The organism is Streptomyces venezuelae (assembly GCF_008642315.1).
Lineage (GTDB): Bacteria > Actinomycetota > Actinomycetes > Streptomycetales > Streptomycetaceae > Streptomyces > Streptomyces venezuelae_D.
Genome location: NZ_CP029192.1, coordinates 722,869 through 744,293, shown reverse-complemented (window position 1 = coordinate 744,293; position 21,425 = coordinate 722,869). Strand labels below are relative to the sequence as shown.

Annotated in this window: 19 protein-coding genes; 13 read left to right on the top strand and 6 right to left on the bottom strand. The window is 73.0% G+C overall.

Going from position 1 to position 21,425, the window contains the following annotated elements; genetic code table 11:
• Positions 1-80: 80 nt before the first annotated feature.
• Positions 81-962 carry a TIGR02452 family protein gene (locus DEJ48_RS03380; protein ID WP_150214319.1) on the top strand — a complete coding sequence of 294 codons (882 nt, stop codon included), beginning with the start codon at positions 81-83 and terminating at the stop codon, positions 960-962.
• On the opposite strand, the gene DEJ48_RS03375 is transcribed toward DEJ48_RS03380, so the two are convergent.
• Both DEJ48_RS03375 and DEJ48_RS03370 read right to left on the bottom strand, forming a co-directional pair.
• Positions 937-1,392 (bottom strand): type II toxin-antitoxin system PemK/MazF family toxin, encoded by a 456-nt coding sequence (locus DEJ48_RS03375; protein WP_150214318.1) that lies wholly within the window; start codon positions 1,390-1,392, stop codon positions 937-939. The genes DEJ48_RS03380 and DEJ48_RS03375 overlap by 26 nt on opposite strands.
• 22 nt (positions 1,393-1,414) lie before the next feature.
• Positions 1,415-2,827, bottom strand: coding sequence for an amidase (locus tag DEJ48_RS03370; RefSeq protein WP_150214316.1), 1,413 nt, complete (start codon positions 2,825-2,827; stop codon positions 1,415-1,417).
• Between the two features lie 249 nt (positions 2,828-3,076).
• Between DEJ48_RS03370 and DEJ48_RS03365 the strand changes: the two genes are divergently transcribed.
• Positions 3,077-4,114, top strand: coding sequence for a LacI family DNA-binding transcriptional regulator (locus DEJ48_RS03365; RefSeq protein WP_150214314.1), 1,038 nt, complete (start codon positions 3,077-3,079; stop codon positions 4,112-4,114).
• A 28-nt stretch (positions 4,115-4,142) separates the two neighbouring features.
• On the opposite strand, the gene trxA is transcribed toward DEJ48_RS03365, so the two are convergent.
• Positions 4,143-4,526, bottom strand: a complete 384-nt coding sequence (trxA, locus tag DEJ48_RS03360) for a thioredoxin (RefSeq protein WP_150214312.1) — start codon at positions 4,524-4,526, stop codon at positions 4,143-4,145.
• 166 nt (positions 4,527-4,692) lie between these two features.
• Here trxA and DEJ48_RS03355 point away from each other — a divergent pair, with 166 nt between their 5' ends.
• Positions 4,693-6,117, top strand: coding sequence for a dihydrolipoyl dehydrogenase family protein (locus DEJ48_RS03355; RefSeq protein ID WP_150214310.1), 1,425 nt, complete (start codon positions 4,693-4,695; stop codon positions 6,115-6,117).
• A 77-nt stretch (positions 6,118-6,194) separates the two neighbouring features.
• Positions 6,195-8,312: a nuclease-related domain-containing DEAD/DEAH box helicase gene (locus DEJ48_RS03350; protein ID WP_150214308.1), complete on the top strand. Its 2,118-nt coding sequence runs from the start codon at positions 6,195-6,197 to the stop codon at positions 8,310-8,312.
• Here DEJ48_RS03350 and DEJ48_RS03345 read toward each other — a convergent pair.
• Positions 8,297-11,563 carry a bifunctional cytochrome P450/NADPH--P450 reductase gene (locus DEJ48_RS03345; protein ID WP_150214307.1) on the bottom strand — a complete coding sequence of 1,089 codons (3,267 nt, stop codon included), beginning with the start codon at positions 11,561-11,563 and terminating at the stop codon, positions 8,297-8,299. The genes DEJ48_RS03350 and DEJ48_RS03345 overlap by 16 nt on opposite strands.
• Positions 11,564-12,336: 773 nt before the next feature.
• Between DEJ48_RS03345 and DEJ48_RS03340 the strand changes: the two genes are divergently transcribed.
• The 5 genes from DEJ48_RS03340 (at position 12,337) to crcB (DEJ48_RS03320) (ending at position 16,474) form a co-directional block, all read left to right on the top strand.
• On the top strand, positions 12,337-13,068 hold the full coding sequence (locus DEJ48_RS03340) for a helix-turn-helix transcriptional regulator (RefSeq protein WP_150214305.1): 732 nt from the start codon (positions 12,337-12,339) through the stop codon (positions 13,066-13,068).
• Between the two features lie 28 nt (positions 13,069-13,096).
• Positions 13,097-14,203: a M20 family metallopeptidase gene (locus DEJ48_RS03335; RefSeq protein WP_150220925.1), complete on the top strand. Its 1,107-nt coding sequence runs from the start codon at positions 13,097-13,099 to the stop codon at positions 14,201-14,203.
• Positions 14,204-14,307: 104 nt separating this feature from the next.
• Positions 14,308-15,420 (top strand): glutamate--cysteine ligase, encoded by a 1,113-nt coding sequence (locus DEJ48_RS03330; protein ID WP_150214303.1) that lies wholly within the window; start codon positions 14,308-14,310, stop codon positions 15,418-15,420.
• 230 nt (positions 15,421-15,650) lie between these two features.
• A complete protein-coding gene (crcB, locus tag DEJ48_RS03325) occupies positions 15,651-16,103 on the top strand; it encodes a fluoride efflux transporter CrcB (RefSeq protein WP_223831869.1) in 453 nt (150 codons plus the stop codon).
• A complete protein-coding gene (gene crcB, locus DEJ48_RS03320) occupies positions 16,100-16,474 on the top strand; it encodes a fluoride efflux transporter CrcB (protein ID WP_150214301.1) in 375 nt (124 codons plus the stop codon). Before crcB (DEJ48_RS03325) ends, crcB (DEJ48_RS03320) begins: the two co-directional genes overlap by 4 nt.
• A gap of 25 nt (positions 16,475-16,499) precedes the next feature.
• On the opposite strand, the gene DEJ48_RS03315 is transcribed toward crcB (DEJ48_RS03320), so the two are convergent.
• Complete coding sequence (locus DEJ48_RS03315; RefSeq protein ID WP_150214300.1) at positions 16,500-16,841, bottom strand: tetratricopeptide repeat protein; 342 nt, start codon at positions 16,839-16,841, stop codon at positions 16,500-16,502.
• A gap of 160 nt (positions 16,842-17,001) precedes the next feature.
• On the opposite strand from DEJ48_RS03315, the gene DEJ48_RS03310 reads away from it, so the two are divergent.
• The 3 genes from DEJ48_RS03310 to DEJ48_RS03300 all read left to right on the top strand — a co-directional run bounded on the left by DEJ48_RS03310 (position 17,002) and on the right by DEJ48_RS03300 (position 19,698).
• Positions 17,002-17,967, top strand: coding sequence for a pirin family protein (locus DEJ48_RS03310; protein ID WP_150214298.1), 966 nt, complete (start codon positions 17,002-17,004; stop codon positions 17,965-17,967).
• Between the two features lie 292 nt (positions 17,968-18,259).
• Complete coding sequence (locus DEJ48_RS03305; RefSeq protein WP_223831868.1) at positions 18,260-18,853, top strand: TetR/AcrR family transcriptional regulator; 594 nt, start codon at positions 18,260-18,262, stop codon at positions 18,851-18,853.
• Between the two features lie 137 nt (positions 18,854-18,990).
• Positions 18,991-19,698 (top strand): M24 family metallopeptidase, encoded by a 708-nt coding sequence (locus DEJ48_RS03300; RefSeq protein ID WP_411757416.1) that lies wholly within the window; start codon positions 18,991-18,993, stop codon positions 19,696-19,698.
• 76 nt (positions 19,699-19,774) lie between these two features.
• On the opposite strand, the gene DEJ48_RS03295 is transcribed toward DEJ48_RS03300, so the two are convergent.
• The gene (locus DEJ48_RS03295; protein WP_150214295.1) at positions 19,775-20,917 is read right to left on the bottom strand and encodes an FAD-dependent monooxygenase; all 1,143 of its coding nucleotides are present in this window, start codon (positions 20,915-20,917) and stop codon (positions 19,775-19,777) included.
• 152 nt (positions 20,918-21,069) lie between these two features.
• Here DEJ48_RS03295 and DEJ48_RS03290 point away from each other — a divergent pair, with 152 nt between their 5' ends.
• Positions 21,070-21,405 carry an ArsR/SmtB family transcription factor gene (locus DEJ48_RS03290; protein WP_150214293.1) on the top strand — a complete coding sequence of 112 codons (336 nt, stop codon included), beginning with the start codon at positions 21,070-21,072 and terminating at the stop codon, positions 21,403-21,405.
• Positions 21,406-21,425: the final 20 nt, after the last annotated feature.

Below are 21,425 nucleotides of genomic sequence, written 5' to 3'. Positions count from 1 at the left end.
TTCACGTACCGGGAATTTCTGTTGCGCCGCCAGACGCATGCGGCTCACCATGCGTTCATGAACGACACGGGGGCGTGCACATGAGCGCCCGGCTGCGCGGACAGGCGCAGGAGACGGAGCGGATCGTCGCGGCGGGGGCGTACGTGACGCGGGACGGCCGCGAGACGGTGATCGCCGACGAGGTGGCCGCGGCACGCGCCGGCACGCGCATGTTCGGTCCTGACCCGGTGGAGGCGCCGCCCCGCGAGCGCGTGGAGCACACGCGCTTCGAGGTCACCGGCGAGAGCAGCCTGGAGGCGGCCCGCAGACTGACGGCCGGGCAGCCCCCGCAGCCGGACGGCTCCCCACTCGCGGTGCTGAACTTCTCCTCGGCGCGCAACCCCGGCGGGGGCTATCTGAACGGCGCGCAGGCACAGGAGGAGGCGCTGTGCCGTGCCTCCGCGCTGTACACCTGCCTGCTCGAAGTCCCCGAGTTCTACGCCCACCACCGAGCCGACCGGGACCCCTTCTACAGCGACCGCGTCACCCACTCACCGGGCGTACCCGTCTTCCGCGACGACCGGGGCGGCCTCCTCGACGAGATGTACACCGTCGGTTTCCTCACCTCCGCGGCACCCAACGCCGGGGTGATCCGACGCCAGGCACCGGAGCGTGCCGTCCACATCGGGCAGGCGCTGGCCGCGCGCGCCGAACGCGTCCTGGAGACGGCGGTCGCGTGCGGCTACCGTCGCCTGGTGCTCGGCGCCTGGGGCTGCGGCGTGTTCATGAACGACCCGGCGCAGGTGGAAGGCGCCTTCCGGGCACTGCTCGGCGAAGGCGGCCGGTTCGCCGGGCAGTTCACGCACGTCGTGTTCGGGGTGCTCGACCGGACGAAGGGCGCGGTGACGCGCGGCGCGTTCGAGACGGCGTTCGCGCACGAGCGGGGCGCGGGCCCGCTCAGCGCCAGCCGTAACGCTCCTTGAGACGCAGCACGACGAGGTTGAAGCGCATGCGGTCCAGCGCGCACGCCTCGCGCCGCATCCCGCGCTCGTGCACCCGCAGCACCCGGTCCACGTCCACCCAGGAGTCGCGCCCCTCCCGGTCCCACGGACCGCTCCCGATCGGCACCCACTCCCTGCCGTTGTGACGCTTGCTCGACAGCGGCACGGCGAGCAGCGTCCCCGAGGCCTCGCGGGCGACCACGAGCACCGGGCGGTCCTTGCCGCGGCCGTCGTTCTCCTCGTAGGGCACCCACGTCCAGACGATCTCCCCCGGGTCGGGGTCGCCGTCGCGGTCGGGCGCGTACTCCGTGCGGACCCGGCCCACTTCGCGCGGTTCCACCTCGGTGGTCGCGGTGGCGCCCGAGCGGCCGGGCGTCGCGGACAGGTGCGGGTCATCGGTGAAGGCAGTCACACAGGTCACCGTAGAACACGGATCACGGCAGAGGCGCGGGCCACTGCTCGTGCCAGCGCCGGTCCGCCTCCAACTGCGCCGCCAGGGAGACCAGAAGCGGTTCGCTCCCGGCGGGCCCGAGCAACTGGGCGCCGACGGGCAGCCCGCCCGGGGTGTGCCCCGCGGGCACGTTGACGCCCGGCCAGCCGAGAACGTTCCACGGCCACGCGTAGGGACAGGCGGCAATCATGGTCCGGTCGGTCTGCCAGCCGCTCAGCGCTGCGAACGTGCCGATGCGCGGCGGCGGCGCGGCCGTCGTCGGGGCGAGCACCACGTCGTACGTCGAGAAGATCGCGCCGACCCGGCGGTGCAGGACCGCCTCCGCGCGGCGGGCGAGCCGCAGCGGCGCACCCCCCAACACCCGCCCCATACGGGCCGCTTCGCGCGTCCGCCGGTCCAGGAGGGAGGCGTCGGGCACCTGCCGGGTCCACTCGGCGATGCCCGCCGTGGCACGCGGCACGAACGCCAGGCCGACCTGGCCGTAGCGCGGGTCGGCCGCCGCGACGTCGTGGCCCAGCGCGGCGAGCCGCTCGGCGAGGGCGACCACCCGGTCGCGCACCACGGGATGCAGCCGCTTGGGCGTCGCCGTGAACGGCATCCGCAGCGAGAGCGCGATCCGCAGCCGCCCCGGATCGCGGGTCGCTGCCTCGGCCGCCCGTACGGCGGGCGGCCGGTGGAGATCGCCCGCGTGGTTGCCGCTCGCCGCGTCGAGGAGCAGTGCCGCGTCCGCGACCGTCCTCGCGAGCGGACCGTTCACGGTGATGCCCTGGAACGCCTCCGGCCACGGCCAGGTCGATATCCGCCCGCGCTGCGGCTTGATCCCCACGAGGTGGGTCCAGGCGGCCGGGATCCGCACCGAGCCCGCGCCGTCCGAGCCCAGCGCCGCGGGAACGAGCCCGGCCGCGACGGCGGCCGCCGAACCGCCCGAGGACCCGCCCGGCGTGTGCCCGGTGTGCCACGGGTTGCGTGTGTCGCCGAAGCCGGGCCCCTCCGTGAACGGCCACTGCCCCAGCTCGCACGTGTTGGTCTTGCCGACGATCACGGCCCCGGCCGCCCGGAGCCGGCGCACGGCTTCCGAGTCCGCCGTCTTCGGCGGAAAGTCGCCCCTGCATCCGAACGCGGTCGGCTCACCCGTCACGTCCATGTCGTCCTTCACCGCCAGCGGCACCCCGAGCAGCGGCCGCCCGGGACCTGCTCCGCCGTCGGCGAGCCGCCGGTCGGCGGCGTCCGCCTCGGCCAGCGCCGCCTCCGCCCGCACCAGCTTGAAGGCGTTCAGGACGGGCTGCGCGGCCTCGATCCTGGCCAGCGTCCGCTCGGTCAGCGCACGCGAGGTCACCTCTCCGTCGGCCAGCGCGCGGGCGGTGCGCGTCAGGCCTTCGGCACGGTCGGCAGTCATGTGGGGGACACCTTCGCTCGACGACGGGTGCCCGAACGTTAACCGGCGAGTAGCTTGCGGGGGAACGGCACCACCGCCGGACGAGCGGCGCCCACGGAGATCGCACGCCGGACCAACGCGGCGCTTGAGCAGGGGAGTTCGTACCGGCCGCCCGCGCCACGCCCCCGCACCGCGCGCCCGCTCCCGCACCGGTCGGCTCCACCGCCCGCCTCAAGCGCCCCCGGCACCGTCTGCAAGGATTGCCCTGCCATGGTGCAGATACCGAAGCAGCCGCAGCCCGCACAGCCCTCCGTGCCGACGAGCGCCGACGTCGCCCGCCTGGCGGGGGTCTCCCGCGCGACCGTCTCGTACGTCCTCAACAACACCAGCGCCGTCCGGATCAGCGAGCCCACCCGCCGTCGCGTCCACGAAGCGGCCAAGGAACTCGGCTACGTCCCGCACGCCGCCGCCCGCAGCCTCCGCGCCGGACACAGCCGCATGGTGCTCATGCCGACGCCGGAGATCCCGATGGGCCCGCTCTTCAGCCAGTTCTTCAACGAGCTGCAATGGGCGCTCAGCAGGTTCGACTACACCGTCGTCCAGTACGCCAGCCTCGGCCTGACCGGCGAGGACGCGGCCCGCGCCTGGGCCGAACTGCGCCCCGTCGCCGTCCTCGCACCCGACGCCTCCGCGCTCAACCCGCGCGGTGTGACGGTACTGAAGCGGTCCGGCGCCAAGGCCGTCTTCACGCTCGGCCCGCACCGCGTCGAGGGCGCACACGCGCTGCTCATGGACGGCCGCAGGGTCGGCGAGGCGGCGGCCCTGCACTTCCTGGCCCGCGGCCGACGCACCATCGGCGTCGTCGTGCCCGAGGAAGAGGGCCTGGAGCCGTTCTGGGAGCCCCGCCTCGAAGGGATCCGCCAGACGGTCGAGCGGGCGCGCACCGCGGGCGCCTCGGTCACCGAGCTGCCCCTCGCCTACGACGAGGCGTCCGCCGCCCGGCTCGCCGCGCGCTGCCGCGCCCGGGGAATCGACGCCGTCTTCGCCTACAACGACGAGTACGCGATGCTCCTGATGCGCGCGTTGCAGGACGAGGGCATCGACATACCCGAGGACACCGCCGTGCTCGGCTCGGACGACCTGATGCTCGGCAGGCTGCTACGCCCCCGCCTCAGCACGGTCCGCATAGAGCTGCCGTCGGGCCGCGGCCTGGCCGAACTGGTCGACCGCGTGGTCCGCGACCCGGGTGCGGAACCCGAGGTGCACGACGTCCTCGGAGCGGACGTCGTGCACCGCGAGTCCAGCTAGCCCGCAGCCCCCACTGCTCCTGCCGGTCCTACTGCTGCTGGCCCTGCTGCTTGGCCTGCTCCTCGGCGACCTGACGGCGGACCTCGTCCATGTCCAGGTTCCTGGCCTGCCCGATGACGTCCGTGAGCGCGGCCTCCGGCAGCGCGCCCGGCTGGGAGAACACCGCCACCTGGTCGCGGACGATCATCAGCGTCGGGATGGACTGGATGTTGAAGGCCTGGGCCAGCTCGGGCTGGGCCTCCGTGTCGACCTTGGCGAAGACCAGGTCGGGATTGGCCTCGGCCGCCTTCTCGTAGACGGGGGCGAACTGCTTGCAGGGCCCGCACCACTCCGCCCAGAAGTCGATCAGGACGAATCCGTTGTCCGTGACCGTCTGGTCGAAGTTCTCCTTGGTGAGCTCCACAGTGCTCATGGTGTGTCCCTACTTCCTCATATGGGGCGTGGCCGCTGTGCACAACGGCCGATCGTGCGGACCTATTCCGCCTGGTCGCACGCGCGGAAGGTGCCGCGCGCGCAGGGGCGTGTCCGGCGCGCGTACCCATGTGGCCACGGCGCACACCTGCCGACACACTGTCCTCATGACGGATGCCATCACGTACGACGTTGTAGTCATCGGAGCCGGCCCTGTGGGGGAGAACGTGGCGGACCGGGCCCGCGCCGCGGGACTCAGTGCCGCGATCGTCGAGAGCGAGCTCGTGGGGGGTGAGTGCTCCTACTGGGCCTGCATGCCCAGCAAGGCCCTGCTGCGCCCCGTCATCGCCCGGGCAGACGCCCGCCGCGTCCCCGGCCTGCGCGATGCCGTGCAGGGCGCACTGGACACGTCCGCGGTCCTCGCGCACCGCGACGACTACACCTCGCACTGGAAGGACGACGGCCAGGTCGGCTGGCTCGAAGGGGTCGGCGTCGACCTGTACCGGGGCCACGGCCGCCTCACGGGCACCCGCGAGGTCACGGTCACCGGCACGGACGGCACCGCGCACACGCTCCGGGCCCGCCACGCCGTGGCCGTCTGCACCGGCACCCGCGCGGCCCTGCCCGACCTGCCCGGCCTCGCCGACGTCAAGCCGTGGACCAGCCGTGAGGCCACCAGCGCCGATCATGCGCCCGGCCGCCTCCTGGTGATCGGCGGCGGCGTCGTCGCCGTCGAGATGGCGACCGCGTGGCAGGCCCTCGGCTCGCAGGTCACGGTTCTCGTGCGCGGAGGGGGCCTGCTGCCCCGCATGGAGCCCTTCGCCGGGGAACTGGTGCAGGAGGCCCTCACCGAGGCGGGCGCCGAGGTCCGCTCGGGCGTCTCGGTCACCGCGGTGCGGCGCGAGGACGGCGTGGTGACGGCGACCCTGGACGACGGCTCCACCCTCCAGGCCGACGAGATCCTGTTCGCCACCGGCCGCGCCCCGCGCACCGACGACATCGGCCTGGAGACGGTCGGCCTTGAGCCGGGCTCCTACCTCAAGGTCGACGACAGCCTCCGCGTCGAGGGCAGCGACTGGCTCTACGCGGTCGGCGACGCCAACCGCCGCGCGCTCCTCACCCACCAGGGCAAGTACCAGGCCCGCATCGCGGGCGCCGCCATCGCCGCCCGCGCCCAGGGCGTCCCGCTCCTGGAGACCGACCGCTGGGGCGCCCACTCCGCCACCGCCGACCACGCCGCCGTCCCGCAGGTCGTCTTCACCGACCCCGAGGCGGCCTCCGCGGGCCTGACCCTCGCGGAGGCGGAAGCGGCGGGCCACCGCGTCCGCGCCGTCGACTACGACATGTCCGGAGTGGCGGGAGCGGGCCTCTACGCCGACGGCTACCGGGGCCGCGCCCGCATGATCGTCGACCTGGACCGCGAGATCCTCCTCGGCGTCACCTTCGTCGGCCCCGGAGTGGGCGAACTCATCCACTCGGCGACGATGGCGATCGCGGGCGAGATCCCCCTCAGCCGCCTGTGGCACGCGGTCCCCGCGTACCCGACGATCAGCGAGGTGTGGCTGCGGCTCCTGGAGACGTACAGGGGCTGAGTGCACCCTACGCACCCTGCCGTACCGGTGGCGGATCGTCCTATGATCGCTACTCCGCGTACGAGGGGGGTACTCGCATGACGGCAGGCGGGTCGGCGTCGCGTCGGGCACAGGACGCGCGACGCCAGGAGCGGCTGCTGCGGGAGCAGTGGCAGGCGGCCCGCCGCCAGGCGCTCAGGTGGGAGGCGGCGAGCGAGGGCGAGCAGCGCGTCGCCGCCCAGCTGCTCATTCTCACCGAGCGCGGGTGGCGGCTGCTCGTGGACCGGCGCTGGCCCGGCACGCGCGGCGCCAACGTCGACATGCTGCTCGTGGGACCGGGCGGAGTCTTCGTCATCGACGTCAAGAACTGGCGGTCCGCGCCGGAGGCACGGGACGGCGCACTGCGCGCCGGCGGCGAGCCGCGCGACGAACACGCCGCCAAGCTCCTCGCCGTCACCAAGACCGCGGAGAGCGCGGTGGCGTCCCTCGGCATGTCCCCGGTCGCCGTCCAGCCGCTCATGGTCTTCGCCGGGCGGCGCGTGGACGCCCGGCTCGGCAGGATCAGACTCCTCGGCGAGCACGAGGTCGGACCCGCGCTGCTCGCGGAGCCCCGCCGACTGGGCGCCGAGTCGGTCCGTGCCATGGCCGACCACCTGGAGCGCGCCTTCCCCGAACACGAGGGCTCGGCGGTGGAGCGACAACGGACGACACAGGTGCCCGCCCCGCGCCGACCCGCCGAACCCGACGGCCTGTTCGACCTCGAAGGCCTGCGGGACGCGGCGCTGGAAGACGCCCTGCGCGCCCCGATCGAACAGTGGATGACGTTCCTCCACCCCGACCAGGTCGCCCTGGTCCGCCGCAACTGGTCGGGACCGGCCCGCACCAGCGGCCCCGCGGGCACCGGCAAGACGGTCGTCGGCCTGCACCGCGCCGCCCACCTCGCCCGCCGCACCAACGGCCGCATCCTGTACGTCACGTACGCCAACAACCTGCCCCGCGTCCAGGGCACCTTCCTCAGGACCATGTCCCCGTCGATCGCGGACAAGGTCGACTTCAGCAGCCTGCACGCCTGGGCGCAGGAATTCCTGCGGGCACGCGGCGTCCAGGTGCGGCTGCACAAGGACAAGGCCGAGACGGCGTTCAGCCTGGCCTGGACCCACGTCGGCCGCACCGGCCCGCTGGCGGAGATCGACCCGGCGCCGCTCTACTGGCGGCAGGAGATCGACTACGTCATCAAGGGCCGCGGCATCACCACCTTCGACGAGTACGCGAACGTGCCGCGCCGCCGCCGCAGGACGGTCCTGCGCCGCCCCCACCGCCAGGCCGTGTGGGAGCTCTACGAGGCGTACGAGGCATTACGCGTCGAGAAGGGCGTGCACGACTTCAACGACGTCCTGTCCCTCGCCCTGGCCGAGGCGGCACGCGGCGTCGAGCGGCCGCCGTATTCGGCGGTCGTCGTGGACGAGGTCCAGGACCTCACCCTGGTCGGCGTGCGCCTGCTGCACACGCTGGTGGGCGACGCCCCCAACGCACTGCTGCTCGTCGGCGACGGCCAGCAGGCCGTCTACCCCGGCGGCTTCCGGCTGACCGACGCGGGCATCGACATCCGCGGCGACCGCGGACAGGTGCTGCGCACCAACTACCGCAACAGCGGGCCGATCCTCGACGCGGCCCTCGACGTCGTCGCCGACGACACGTTCGACGACATCGACGGGCTGCGCACCCTCGGCCGCAGGGACGTCGAACTCACCTACCACGACGGGCAGGTGGTCCGCGTCTCCAAGCCGACCGTGGCCGAGCACGACGAGGCGCTCCTGACCGCCCTGCGTGAACTGTCCACGGCCGAACTGGCCGATGCCGCCGTGCTGTGCCCCTCGGTGCGCGCCATCGGCGACTACCAGCGCCTGCTCACCCGCGCGGGCATCACGGTCTGCATGCTGGAGCAGTACGACGGACGCCCGGTCGACGGGGTCAAGCTCGGCAGCTACCGCAGGGCCAAGGGTCTCGAGTTCAAGCGGGTGTACCTGCCCCGCCACGACACCGCCCTCGGCCCGGCGGCGCCGGCCGCCGGCCCCGCCGCCCCACGGACCCCCGAGACGGCCGCGGAACACGAAGAGCTGCGCCGGAGCCAGCTGTTCGTGGCGATGACGAGGGCCCGTGACGTCCTGTGGCTGGGCAGTGTCGTGACGCCTCCGTCTCCTCAGGCGCTCACATAGACGTCCTCCACGTACCGCCCCTCGGCGACGAGCCCCTGCCACCACGCCTCCGCGGCCGTTCGGGCCGCCTCCCGGGACCCGTCGCCGCCCGCGTGTTTCCTGTGCAGGTCGTGGAACGCCTCGCGGACGCCGGGAGCCATGCGGGCGCCGTCTCCGCAGACGTGGACCCGGGCCCCGGCCTCCAGCAGGCGCCAGATCTCCTCGGACTCGGCCGCGATGCGGTGCTGGACGAAGAGGAGTTCGCCCTCGGGCGCCCTGGAGTACGTCGGGCGCATCGACACCGCTCCGGCGCGTTCCGCCGCTTCGAGTTCCGTGCGGTGCAGGTAGTCGACGTCGGGGTGGTCGCAGCCGAAGTAGCAGAGTGCCGGGGCCAGGCGTCCGCCGCCGCGGAGGATTTCCAGGCGGTCGGCGACGGCACCGCGGAAGGGGGCGAGACCCGTGCCCGCGCCGATCATGATGACCGGGGTGTGCGCGTCCGTGGGGATGCGGAACGCGTCGCGGCAGGGCTGCACGCGCGCGTGGAGCGTGTCGCCGGGCCGCAGACCGTGCAGGTACGAGGAACCGGTGCCGCGGAAGGTGCCGCGTCCGGAGCGGTCCGGTGCCGACAGGAGCGACACCATCAGGTCGGCGTGGCCCGGTGCGGCGGCGGGTGACGACGAGATCGAGTAGTGGCGGGGGCGGCGGGGCGGAAGCAGTTCGAGCAGGGCGGGCCAGGGGAGTTGGCCGCGCAGGGCCGGGTGGTCCTCGACGAGGTCGAGGAGGCTGTCGTGCCGTGCGGACAGCTCCTCCGGGGCGGCCGCCAGACGCTCCAGGGCGGCGCGCTCGGGCGGGCACGGGTTGTGCTCCGCGAGCAGGGCGACCTGAGCCGCCGTAGGCCTGTCACCCAACTCCACGTGACGAGACAGGAGTTCACGTACGGCTACCGGTCGGTCCAGCGGCAGGGTGGTGCGGCCGGGGCGGTGCGCCCGGATGTTGAGGACCACATCGAGGTCGACGCCCAGCACCGACGCCGCGCGCTCGATCGACGCGGGGTCGTTGGCCGGCAGCACGGCGAGGTGGTCGGCGGTGCGGTACGTGATGCCCTCGGGGAGCGCCACCCGCAGGAACCGCTTCGGGCGGCCCAGTGGATGGGCGAGGTCGACGAGGTCGGCCGCATCCGTGACGGTCATCGGCACCGTGCCGTGCCGGGCGTCCAGCGCGTCCAGCGGACCGCCGGACACCTCGACGACGTCGTAGACCCTGGCCTCCTCCGGCACGGCGGCGGTGGCCCCCGCACTCTCCGGGTCCCCGTACTCCCGCAGCAGCGTCTCGTGGAGCGCCGACGTGAAGCGCTCCACGGACCCGGTCAGGTCGCCGGACGCGTCGGCCTCGGCGCGCGCCAGGAGACGGGTGGCACCGGCGGCGGCGAGCCCGTCGTCGACGAGCGTGGGCACCTGCTGGTACGTCGCCGCCCAGTTGCGGTCGCCGACGCCGAGGACCGCGTACCGCACACCGTCCGCCGCGCCCGGCGCGGCCCCGCTCAGCCAGGACACGAACGCCCGCGCGTCGTCGGTGGGCCTGCCGTTGTAGGAGGCGGTGACGATCACGACGGGGGAGCCGGCGGGCAGCGCGCCCGCGGCGTCGTCCAGCGGGGCGACGCGCGCGTCGAAGCCGAGGCCTGCGGCGAGGTCAGCGAGCTGTTCGGCGTACCCGCGACAGGTCCCGAAGTTGGAACCGTGCAGCAGCGTCAGGGGAGTGCCGGGGACCGCGCGCGTGGGCAGGCCGTCCTCGGCAGGACCGGCCTGCGGCGTGACGGACCCGCCCTGCGTGCTCCCCGTCGCCGCCCGGCTCCGCGCCCGGTCCTCGGGGGTACGCGCCGCCAGCGTCATGGTGAAGCCGTCGGGCTTGAGGGTGAGGGTCTCCTTGACCTTCAGGCGGTAGTCGGCGCGGTCGATGAAACGGTAGCGGTGCACCAGCATGCCGAGCAGCATCGTCGCCTCGTGCAGGGCGAACTGCCGCCCGATGCAGGCGCGTTCACCCGTACCGAAGGGCTTGTACGCGTGCGGGGAGCGGGCGGCCTCCGTCTCCGGGGCGAAGCGTTCGGGGTCGAACGCCTCGACGTTGTCGCCCCAGACGGGGTCCCGGTGCAGCATGGGCGTCAGCACCACCACGTACTGCCCCGCCTTCACCGGGTGCCCGCCGAGCGTCGTGTCGACGCGGGCCCTGCGCTGGAACGCGGGCGCCGTGGGCCACAGCCGCAGCGCCTCGTTGAGCACCTGCCGCACGTACCGGAGCCTCCCCACGTCCTCGTACGTCGGCTCGGGGTCCGGCTCGTCGCCCCACAGGGCGTCGACCTCGGCCTGTGCGAGACGCAGGACCGTCGGGTTCTTCACGAGGTGGTGAAGGGCGAAGGCGAGCGTGCCGGACGTGGTCTCGTGCCCGGCGATCAGGAACGTGATGACCTGATTGCGGATGTTCGCCTCGTCCAGGGTCTCCCCGCTGCCGGGGTGCGGGGAGTTGAGCATCAGGCCGAGCAGGTCGTCGGCGGAGGTGTCGCCCGACGCCATGCGGGTCTCGATCACCTCGTCGACGACCCGGGCGAGGAAGGCGGCGTCGTCCTCGAACGCGGCGTCGTCGGCGGTGTGGTCATCGGCGGGATCCCGGGCCAGCTTCGCCTGACTGTGCGCCAGGCCCCGCACGAGAGCCTGCACGAAGGGGTGCGGATCGGTGCGGCCGAACGACTCGAAGTCGTAGCCGAAGCCGGACAGGCCGATGGTGTCCAGGGTCATCCTGGTCATGTCCTCCGAGACCTCCACCGGCGCGGACTCGGCCGCGCCCGGCGCGAACCGGCCGTCCCAGGAGGCGATGAGACGCCGGGCCACGCGCAGCATGTGCGGGTGGTACGTCCGCATCGAGTTCATGGCGAAGGCGGGGAGCAGGATGTCGTGCGCCTTGGCCCAGTTCGGCTCGTCGTTGTACGCCGTGAACAGGCCGTCGCCCGCGATGCCGCGGACGTTCTCCAGGGCGGGCCCGACCCCCTTCGCGAACCGCGTCTCGTCGGACAGCTCCTCGACGAGCTCGAGCGAGGACGCCCACACGGAATCGCGCCCGTGGTACCGGCGGACGAACAGGGGCCCGTGCCGCCGCGCGAGCTCCACGGCCTGCTGAATGGGGGTGGCGGTCAGCCCGACGGCCGTCACGTCGACGGTGGGCAGGACGAGATCCGGATCATCCCGGAGACCGCAGACCTCGACGATGTGTTCTTCGCTCATGGCGACAGGGCCCCTTCCCTTGGACACGGAGGAGTTGGGCGCCCGGCAGGTGGGGCGCGCTCTCCACGGTGGCGTCCGGCGAGCGGCGGTTCAGGGCGAGGACTACATAATCTTGTAGGGCGCTTTTCCGCCCCGGCGCTTGCGCGGCGGACGCGCATGCGTTGTGCGCGGCGGACGAGGGCGCGGATGTGAAGAGAGGGAGGAGCGGCGGTGAGGAGGCAGCCGAGGGGCACGCCGGCCCACGGGTCGGAGACACCGGCGACGAAGCACGGGGAGGCGGACGGCGCGGTGGCGGGGTCTGGGGAAGTCGGTGCGGCGGTGGTGAGGTCTGGGGAGGCCGGTGCGGCGGTGGCGGGGTCTGGAGCGACCGGCGCCACGGGGGCGAGGCCTGGGGAAGTCGGTGCCGTGGTGGCGGGGTCTGGAGAGGCCGGTGCCGCTTTGGCGGGGCCTGGAGCGGCTGGCGCCACGGTGGCGAAGCCCGGAGAGGCTGGTACCGCGGTGGCGAAGCCCGGAGAGGCGGCAAAGCCCGGAAAGGCGGCGAAGCCCGGAGGAGCCGGTGCCGCTGAGGCAAGCCCGGGGAGGCCGGTGCCGCCGTGGTGAGGCCCGGAGAGGCCGACGCCGCCGTGGTGAGGCCCGGGGAGGCCGGTGCCGCCGTGGTGAGGCCCGGGGAAGACGACGCCGCCGTGGTGAGGCCCGGGGAGGCCGGTGCCGCCGTGGCGAAGCCGGGAGGAGCCGGTGCCGTTGCGGCGAAGCCCGGAGAGGTCGGTACCGCTGTGGCGAAGCCCAGGGAGGCCGATGCCGTCGTGTGGCGTGGGCGGTTCCTCACCCTGCTGGATCGTTCCCCGACGCCGACCGCCATCGCGGGCACGAACGGGCTCGTCTCCGTCGCCAACCCCGCCTTCGCCGGCGCCCTGGGACTCCAGCCGGGCCGCGTGGCGAACCGGCTCCTGCTCGACCTGCTCACCCCCACCAACAGCGCCCAACTCCGCAAACTGGACGAGGCCATGCGCTCCGGCCGCCGGTCCCGCTACCCGGTGGAGGCGTGCTGGACGGCAGGCGGAGCCCTCCGTCACGGACAGGTCACCGTCGAACCCGTCACCGACCCGCTGGAGGACACCCCGCCCCTGATCGTGACGCTGCGCGTGGCGGAGGCGCGGGAGGAGGCCTCGGGGAACCGCGCCGCGGACCGCACCGGGCGGCCCGGAGGCGCCGGGGACGACGCCGAGGAGGAGCTCGCCCACCCCGCCCTCAGCGCACAGGAGGCCCGCATCCTGCGCCTGGTCGCGGGCGGCGCCACGACGGCCGTCGTCGCGCGCACGATCGGCATCGGCACCGACGGCGTCAACTACCACCTCACGCGCCTCTGCCGCCGCCTGCGCGTCCCGAACCGCACGGCGCTGGTGGCCAGGGCGTACGTACTCGGGCTGCTGGCCCCGGAGGCATGGCCGCCACAGGTGTCCGGTCCCGCCGGGCGCAGAGGCGGTCCCACCCGGGGCGGCGCGTGACCGCGCACGTACCCTGGCGGGCGTGACGATGTGCGAGCCGGTCGACGTCAGTGTCGGCGCGATGATCGAAGACCTCAGGACACTCGTAGAAGTCGAGTCGCCGTCGCGCGACCGCGACGCCCTGACGGAGTCGGCGAAAGCCGTCGCGGGCGTCATCGAGGCCCGCCTCGGCGGTAAGGCCACCCTCGTCGACAGCGAGGCGGGCCCCCACGTCCACTGGTCCGGAGGCGGCGACCCGCGCGTCCTGATCCTCGGCCACCACGACACGGTGTTCCCGCTCGGCACCCTCGCCCGCCGCCCGTTCCGGGTCACGGACGGCCACGCGACGGGCCCCGGCGTTTTCGACATGCTGGGCGGTCTGGTGCAGGCCGTGCACGGCCTCGCCGCGCTCGACGACCGCTCGGGCGTGGAGATCCTGGTGACGGCGGACGAAGAGGTGGGCTCCGGCTCCTCCCGCGCCCTCATCGAGGAACGCGCCCGTGCCTGCGGCGCGGTCCTGGTGTGCGAAGGCGCCGCCGACGGCGGGGGAGTGAAGACGGGACGCAAAGGCTGCGGCACGTTCGAGGTCTCCGTCACCGGCCGCGCCGCGCACGCGGGCCTCGAACCCGAGGCCGGTGTCAACGCGTTGGTCGAGGCGGCCCACCAGGTCCTCGCCATCGAGGCGCTCGGCGCCTCCGCCATCGGCACGACCGTCACCCCGACCGTCGCGTCCGCGGGCACGGTGGACAACGTGGTTCCCGCGGAGGCGACCGTCGTCGTCGACGTCAGGGTCGAGTCCCCGCAGGAGACGGAACGTATCGAGGCCGCGTTCGCCGCCCTGACTCCCCGCCTCGAAGGTGCGGAGATCACCGTCAGGGGAGGCGTCGACCGCCCCCCGATGCCCGAGTCGGCGGCGGCCGGGCTCTTCGCCGCCGCCCAGCGGCTGATCCCCGGCCTCGAGGGCAGAGCGGTCGGCGGCGGCAGCGACGGCAACCTGACGGCCGCGCTCGGCGTACCGACGCTGGACGGCCTCGGGGCGGTCGGCGGCGGAGCGCACGCCGACCACGAGTACGTGGTGGTCGAGGCGATGACCGAACGGGCGAACCTCGTGGCGGGCCTGGTGCGCGCGATCCGCGACGGCGAGGTCGCGCCGTAACCGGTCGGCGGAACCACCGGGTGGCCGTGCTGTCCCTGTGACCGCGCCCCAGTGACCGTGTTGCCCCCTGTGACCGTGCCGCCCGCCGTGAGAAGCTCCCGTTCATGAGAGCCGAGGGGCGGATGTCGTTCGGGGTGGAGGAGGAGTACCTCGTCGTCGACCCGGCGTCGCGCGAGGTACGGCCGTACGGCGCACAGGTGGCCGCGCTGGCCGCCGAGCGGCTCGGCGAGGAGCGGGTGGGCGACGAGATCACCCGCTTCCAGGTCGAGGCGAGGACGAGCCCGCACACCCGGCTCGCCGATCTCGCCGACGACATCACGGCGATGCGCGGCGCGGTGGCGGACGCGGCACGGAGGCGCGGGCTCGCGGTCGTGTCGTCCGGCGCGCCGGTGCTGGGGGAGGTGTGGCCGCTCCCGCTCACCCGCGGGCCGCGCTACGCCGACAGCCTGGCGGCGTTCCGCGCGCTGGACGACGAGCAGTGCGCGGCCGCCTGCCACGTCCACGTCGGCATCGCGGACCGGGCGGCGGCCGTCAAGGTGAGCAACAGGCTGCGTCCGTGGCTGCCGGTGCTGGTGTCGCTCACGGCTAACTCCCCTTACTGGGCGGGCCGTTGGACCGGCTACGCGAGCTGGCGCACCCTTTCCTGGGCGCGCTGGCCGGCGGCCGGGCCACCGCCGTACCTCGACTCCGTGGCGCACTTCGAGGACCTGGTGGGCCACCTGCACGCCGCCGGAGCGGTCATGGACCAGGGCGGCCTGTACTGGGACGTACGGCCCTCGGCGCACGTGCCGACGCTGGAGATCCGGGTGGCGGACGCGCAGATGACCGCGGGGGAGACGGTTCTGTACGCGGCGCTGGTACGGGCGTTGGCCCTGACGGAACTGCGTGCCGTCCACGCGGGCGACCCGGTCGTGAATCCCGCGCCGGAAGTGCTGCGGGCGGCGTACTGGCGGGCGGCCCGCGACGGCCTGCGCGGCCACGGCCTCGACGTGCACACCCAGCGGCTCCGGCCCGCTACGGTCCTGGCCGAGCGCCTCTACGCGCATGTCCGACCGGCCCTGGAGGACAACGGGGACGACGCCTGGATCCGGGCCGCCTGGGCGCGCCTCCGCGTACGCGGCACGGGCGCCGAACGGCAGCGGGCGGCCCACGGTGACGGCGACCGTCTGGAGGACACGGTGGACGCTCTCGTCGGCTGCTTCCGCGACGTGGCGTGATCCGGTGCCGGTGGGTGACGGTCGGTGCCGGTTAACCTGATCGAGCCGGTTAACCTGAACGAAGCGGTGCTCTCCCGGCAGCCGGACCAGGCACTTGCCCCCGGCCTCGGTCCGGGCGCGTCGCGCGGCGGTGGGGCTCGCCGTACCCGAACCGCGGCGACGACGCCGCCAACGGTCCCTACTTGCGAACGAGTGCGCCTCGCGAGGGGCGCCGGCGAGTAGGAGGAACGGTGAAGCGGGACGAGTCGGCCGCTGAGACGGCATATGTGACGCGGGGTGAAGGGAAGGTCGTCGCGGCGGTGGCCGTGGGCGGCGGCATGGGCGCGGTCGCCCGGTACGCCGTGTCGCTGTGGTGGCCGACGGCCCCCGGCGGATTCCCCTGGACGACGCTCGTGGTGAACGTCGCGGGCTGCGCCGCGATCGGCGTCCTCATGGTGCTGGTCACGGAGGTGCGGCCGACCCATCCCTTGGTGCGGCCGTTCCTCGGCACGGGCTTCCTCGGCGGCTTCACCACGTTCTCGACGTACGCGGTGGACATCGAACGCCTCGTACGCGAAGGCCACGCCCGTACGGGCCTCGCCTACCTGGCCCTGACCTTGATCGCGGCGCTCGCGGCGGCGTGGGGCGCGATGTGGGCGACGCGCCGGGCAGCGGTGTCCGTATCAACGGGGTGGCGGGCATGAACTGGCTGCTGGTGATCGTGGGTGGCATGATCGGCGCGCCCCTGCGCCACCTGACCGACGCGGCCCTGCGGAAGCGGTACGGCACCGGCTTCCCCTGGGGCATCCTCGCCGTCAACGTGGCGGGCAGCCTGATCCTCGGCGTGCTGACGGGCGCGGTGGTGGCGGGCGCCGCGTCGTCACACGTCCAGCTGTTCCTCGGCACGGGGCTGTGCGGGGCGCTGACCACGTACTCGACCTTCTCGTACGAGACACTGCGCCTCGCCGAGAACGGCTCGCGCTGCCACGCGGCGGCCAACGCGCTGGGAAGCGTGGCGGCGGGCCTCGGCGCGGCCTTCGCGGGGATGGCCGCTGCCGAGGCCCTGTGGGGGTGAGCGGGGGGAGAGGTGCCGCTGCCCCTCATACCTGCGTGAAGTCCCCGTCCAGCGCCGCGGCCATGCGCAGGTGGGGCGCCGCCTCGTCGGGACGGTTCTGCCGCTGCAGTGTGCGCCCGAGCATGAGCCGGGCGTAGCTCTCGACCGGGTCGAGCTCGATCACCTCGCGCAACGCGGTCTCGGCGCGCCCCAGTTGGGCGGAGTGGTAGTAGGCGCGGGCGAGCAGCAGACGCGGGGCGACCTGCTCCGGCGCCTCGTCGGCCAGGGTGTCGAGGATCCGGGCCGCGGTGGCGTACTCCTTGGCGTCGAAGAAGAGCTGCGCGCGCTCCCAGCGCTCGGCCGCGGTCCCGTGGTCGTAGTAGGTCATTACTTCCTCCTTGGTGGCCTGTAACGAGCCCTGATGGTTGAATATTCCACGACTGTGACGACCGTGGTGACGGCCGTGACTGCACCCAGGGATTCCGGCCGGAAGCGATGGCCGGACAGCCGACTGCCTCCCGAGCGCCCGTGGGGCTAGGTTGTGCGGCATGAGCAATCTTGACCGCGATGCGGTGCCCTCCCTCTGCGGCGGCCGGGGATTCGTCGTCGCGGAACCGGTACGGGAACTCCTCAGCCCGCGGCGCGTCACGCTCGGCGAGTCCACCGAGGTCCGTCGTCTGCTGCCGAACCTCGGGCGCCGTATGGTCGGAGCCTGGTGCTTCGTCGATCACTACGGCCCCGACGACATCGCCGACGAGCCCGGCATGCAGGTGCCGCCCCACCCGCACATGGGCCTGCAGACCGTCAGCTGGCTGCACGACGGCGAGGTGCTGCACCGCGACTCCACCGGCAGCGTGCAGACCGTCCGCCCCCGCGAGCTGGGCCTCATGACCTCGGGTCGCGCGATCTCCCACTCCGAGGAGAGCCCGCGCTCGCACGCCCGCTTCCTGCACGGCGCCCAACTGTGGGTGGCCCTCCCCGACAGCGACCGCCACACGGCCCCACACTTCGAGCACCACGCGGACCTCCCGCAGATCACGTCCCCGGGCCTGACCGCGACGCTCCTCCTGGGCACCCTGGACGGCTCGACGTCGCCCGGCACGACGTACACGCCGATCCTCGGCGCGGACCTCGCCCTGTCCCGCGGCGCGGACGTACGCCTCCCGCTGGAACGGGACTTCGAGTACGCGGTCCTCGCCATGTCGGGCGAGACCCACGTCGACGGCGTCCCCGTGCTCCCCGGCTCGATGCTCTACCTGGGCTGCGGCCGCACGGACCTCTCCCTGCGCGCGGAGTCGGACGCGGGCCTGATGCTCCTGGGCGGAGAGCCGTTCGAGGAGGAACTCGTCATGTGGTGGAACTTCGTCGGCCGCACGAACGAGGACATCGCACGGGCACGTGCAGACTGGATGAACGGCGACCGGTTCGGTGCGGTGCGAGGCTACGACGGCGACCGGTTGAGCGCTCCGGAACTTCCGGCGGTACCGCTGAAACCGCGCGGGCGGGTGCGCTGAGCCGGACCTCCTGCCCGTCCGCCGACCGGGCCGTACCGGCTCCCGCGACCCTCGACGCAACGGGGGAAAGGGAAGACACCCTTGCGGATGCGACGGGGTCTCAGCGCATGGCCCACTTCAGCCGTAGGTTCAGGGGAAGCCGCACATCCTCCAAAAGGAGGTGCGCACATGCGGCACTTTCTGGTCGATCAGCCAAGTATTCGTCAGGGTCGTACGGGATAGCATCTTGCAGATGCAAGATAGATAAGCCTGTGCACGACAAGGCGTATCCCGCGGAAGTGAGGCCGGACCCGTGCCCGATTCCCGTCCCGGCAGCGGCCAGTTGGCGCCACCCCGAGCGCGCCCGAGACGCTCGGACGCCGAGGGCAACCGGGCCCGCATCGTCGAGAGCGCCCGGACGGCGTTGACCAGCGCGCCGGACACGCCCCTGCACGCGATCGCGAAAGCGGCCGGTGTGGGCCAGGGGACCATGTACCGGCACTTCCCCAGCCGCGAGGCACTGCTCCTCGCCGTCTACCGGACTGACGTCGAAGCACTCATCGCGGCTGCGGCACGCCTGCTCGCCGAACACGAGCCTCTGGAAGCGCTGCGTCTCTGGCTCACCCGTCTCGCCGCCTACGGCCACGGCGATCGCGGGGCGTCCCAGGCCATGGAGGCCGCGACGCGCCCCGATCTCCGGAGCCACTTCCACCCACCGGTCGCCGCGGCCCTGGACCAGCTCCTCACCGCCTGCGGTGACGCGCAACAGGTGAGGCCGGGAACCGATGCCGATGAGGTCCTGCTGCTCGTGTCGTTCCTGTGGAAGGCCGGCAGCGGTCCTGACCGGCAGGGGCGCACCGAACGCCTGCTTCGCATCGTCATCGACGGGCTGCGCCCCTTTGAGTGAGGGGTTAGCCCCCCCGCATGGGGCGGGCCACCCTCTGTGAGACAGCTCGCACATGCGACGATGTCCGAAAGATCGGGCCGGCGGATGCACCCCTCAACCAGGGGTGTGCGCGGCCGAGATGGAGGGGGAGCTCAGCGGTGGAGGACAGTCGCACCGAGGTGACGGAGACGGACCGTGTGGCCGGTCTCGTGGCCGCGCAGGAGAACGCGATCGCTCTGTTCGCCGAGGTCGAGGCCCGCGAAATCGTCGCGCCCGGCGTCGGCGAGCGCGAGGCGAGCGACCGCATCCGTGACCTGGCCAACGAGATGTTCGGCACGACCAAGCACTGGCACAAACGCATCATCCGCTCCGGGCCCAACACCCTCGCCCCCTACCGGGACAATCCGCCGGACCGCGTGATCGCCGAGGACGACGTGGCCTTCGCGGACTTCGGGCCGATCTTCGAGGAGTACGAGGCGGACTTCGGCCGGACCTACGTCTTCGGGCAGGACCCCGGCAAGCGCCGCCTGCTGGAGGACCTGCCGGCCGTCTTCGACGCCGGTCGCGCCGTGTTCGCCGCCGACCCGGACATCACCGGCCGGCAGTTGTACACGGCGGTGGAGGAACTCGCGGCGCGCAGGGGCTGGGAGATCGGCATCTGGCACGCGGGGCATCTGGTCGGCGAGTTCCCGCACGAGACGATCGACGGGATGAAGGCGGAGTCGTACATCACCCCGGACAACGACACTCCGCTGCGTCGCACGGACCGGCTCGGCCGGACCTGCCACTGGATCCTGGAGCTGCACTTCGTGGACCGCGGCCGCGGATACGGCGGCTTCTACGAGCAGTTGCTCGACCTGGCCTGAGAGTTGTCGCGGAGCCGGGCACCGGCCGATGACAGGCCGGTGCGCGGTCGGTGACAGGTGGCGGCGCGGACCCGGTCTACCGGTTCGCGGCTTCGCGAGGGGCGATCCGGTTCGTACGACCGAACGCGCGGCCTGCCGCGTTGCGCACCGCGAGGCCCGGCCCGGTGCGGGGCAGCAGGAGCCTGGAGAGCGGACCGACGCGTCGCTGCCGCGGTCCTACCTCACGGCGGAGCCGCGACTCGTAGGCTGCGAAGGCGCGGGAGTGGTCCCCGGGATGGGCGGCGAGTTCTTCCGCCAGGGCGTACGCGCCCGCCATCGCCATGCTGGACCCGTCGCCCAGCAGGGCTGTCGCCGCCGCCGCGTCCCCGAGCAGTACGACCCGTCCGCGGGACCACGAGGGCATCCGGACGGTGGTCAGGGGGTCGAAGAACGGGGCCGGGTGGTCGAGGAACGCCGCCACGAGTTCCGGTGCCCGCCACCGCACGTCGGCGTAGGCGTCGGCCACGGTCTGCTTGTGCAGCGCGGTGTTCTTGCGGTCGTGGGGTGCCGGCAGGGCGGCCCGGAAGGTGAAGATCGCGAGCGGAGTGGTCCGCGAGGGGTGGACGACCAGCATCCGGTTCGGCACGGTCAGCATCGTCATCTCGCTCGGGTCCTCGATGGCGTCGGGTTCCAGCGGGACGGTCGCGCCGTACAGGCCCAGACCGCTCACGAACTCCCGCTCGGGTCCGAATGCCAGGCGCCGCACGGTGGAGTGCATTCCGTCGGCACCGACCACCAAGTCGAAGCGCCGTGGCGCGGACCGCCGGAAGGTGACGTCGACCCCGCCTTCGTCCTGGTCCAGCGCGGTGATCGTGTCGTCGAACAAGAACTCTGCCTCGGTCCGCGCCGACCGGTGGAGCACCTCGGAGAGGTCGGCTCGGGTCACCTCGACCGTCGGTGCCTTGTCCGAGGTGAGCGGGAGTCGCAGGATTCGCCTGCCGTCGGGGTCGAGCAGGGTTAGTGACCGATTGCGGGTGGCGAGCCCGCGGAGCTCCGCAAGGATGCCCATGCGGTCGGCGACCGGGATCGCGGGCCCCTTCACGACGATCGCGCTGCCACCGGAGCGCAACTGCCGGGCATGTTCGACGACCGTCGGCCGGTAGCCGTGCCGGGAGAGCCAGTACGCGAGTGCGGGCCCTGCGATTCCGGCACCGACTATCAGTACCTCGGGCTTCTTCATGACGGTGACCTCTCGGAGTGTCGATGGGCGCGGTGGCATGGGGACAGCGCAGCCGGGCCAATGGATCAAGGAACCTAGGTACGAAAAATTTCGTACCTCAGTGGAGCACACGCCTCAGGTACGATTCAAGTCGTACCTGAAGGGGGTGCCACATGGCCGGGAAGAACCGGACGGGTCCGGAGGCCGATGCGCTCGATCTGGGCGCGGTGTTCCGCGCCCTCGCCGACGAGCACCGCCGTTCGGTGCTGACGGAGTTGGTCGCCGACCGCGGCGACAGCGAGCGGGGCTGCAACTCATTTGATCTTCCGATCTCGAAGCAGACCCAGACCCATCACTTCCGGGTCCTGCGCGAGGCGGGCCTCATTGACGAGATCGACTACGGCAACCGCAAGGGCATCCGTCTACGGCGCGCGGACATCGACAAGAGGTTCCCCGGGCTGCTCGCGCTCCTGGGAGCAGAGCCCCCGGGTGGTGCCGCCCCTCGCTGAACACGGGTCGGGCGCCTCGA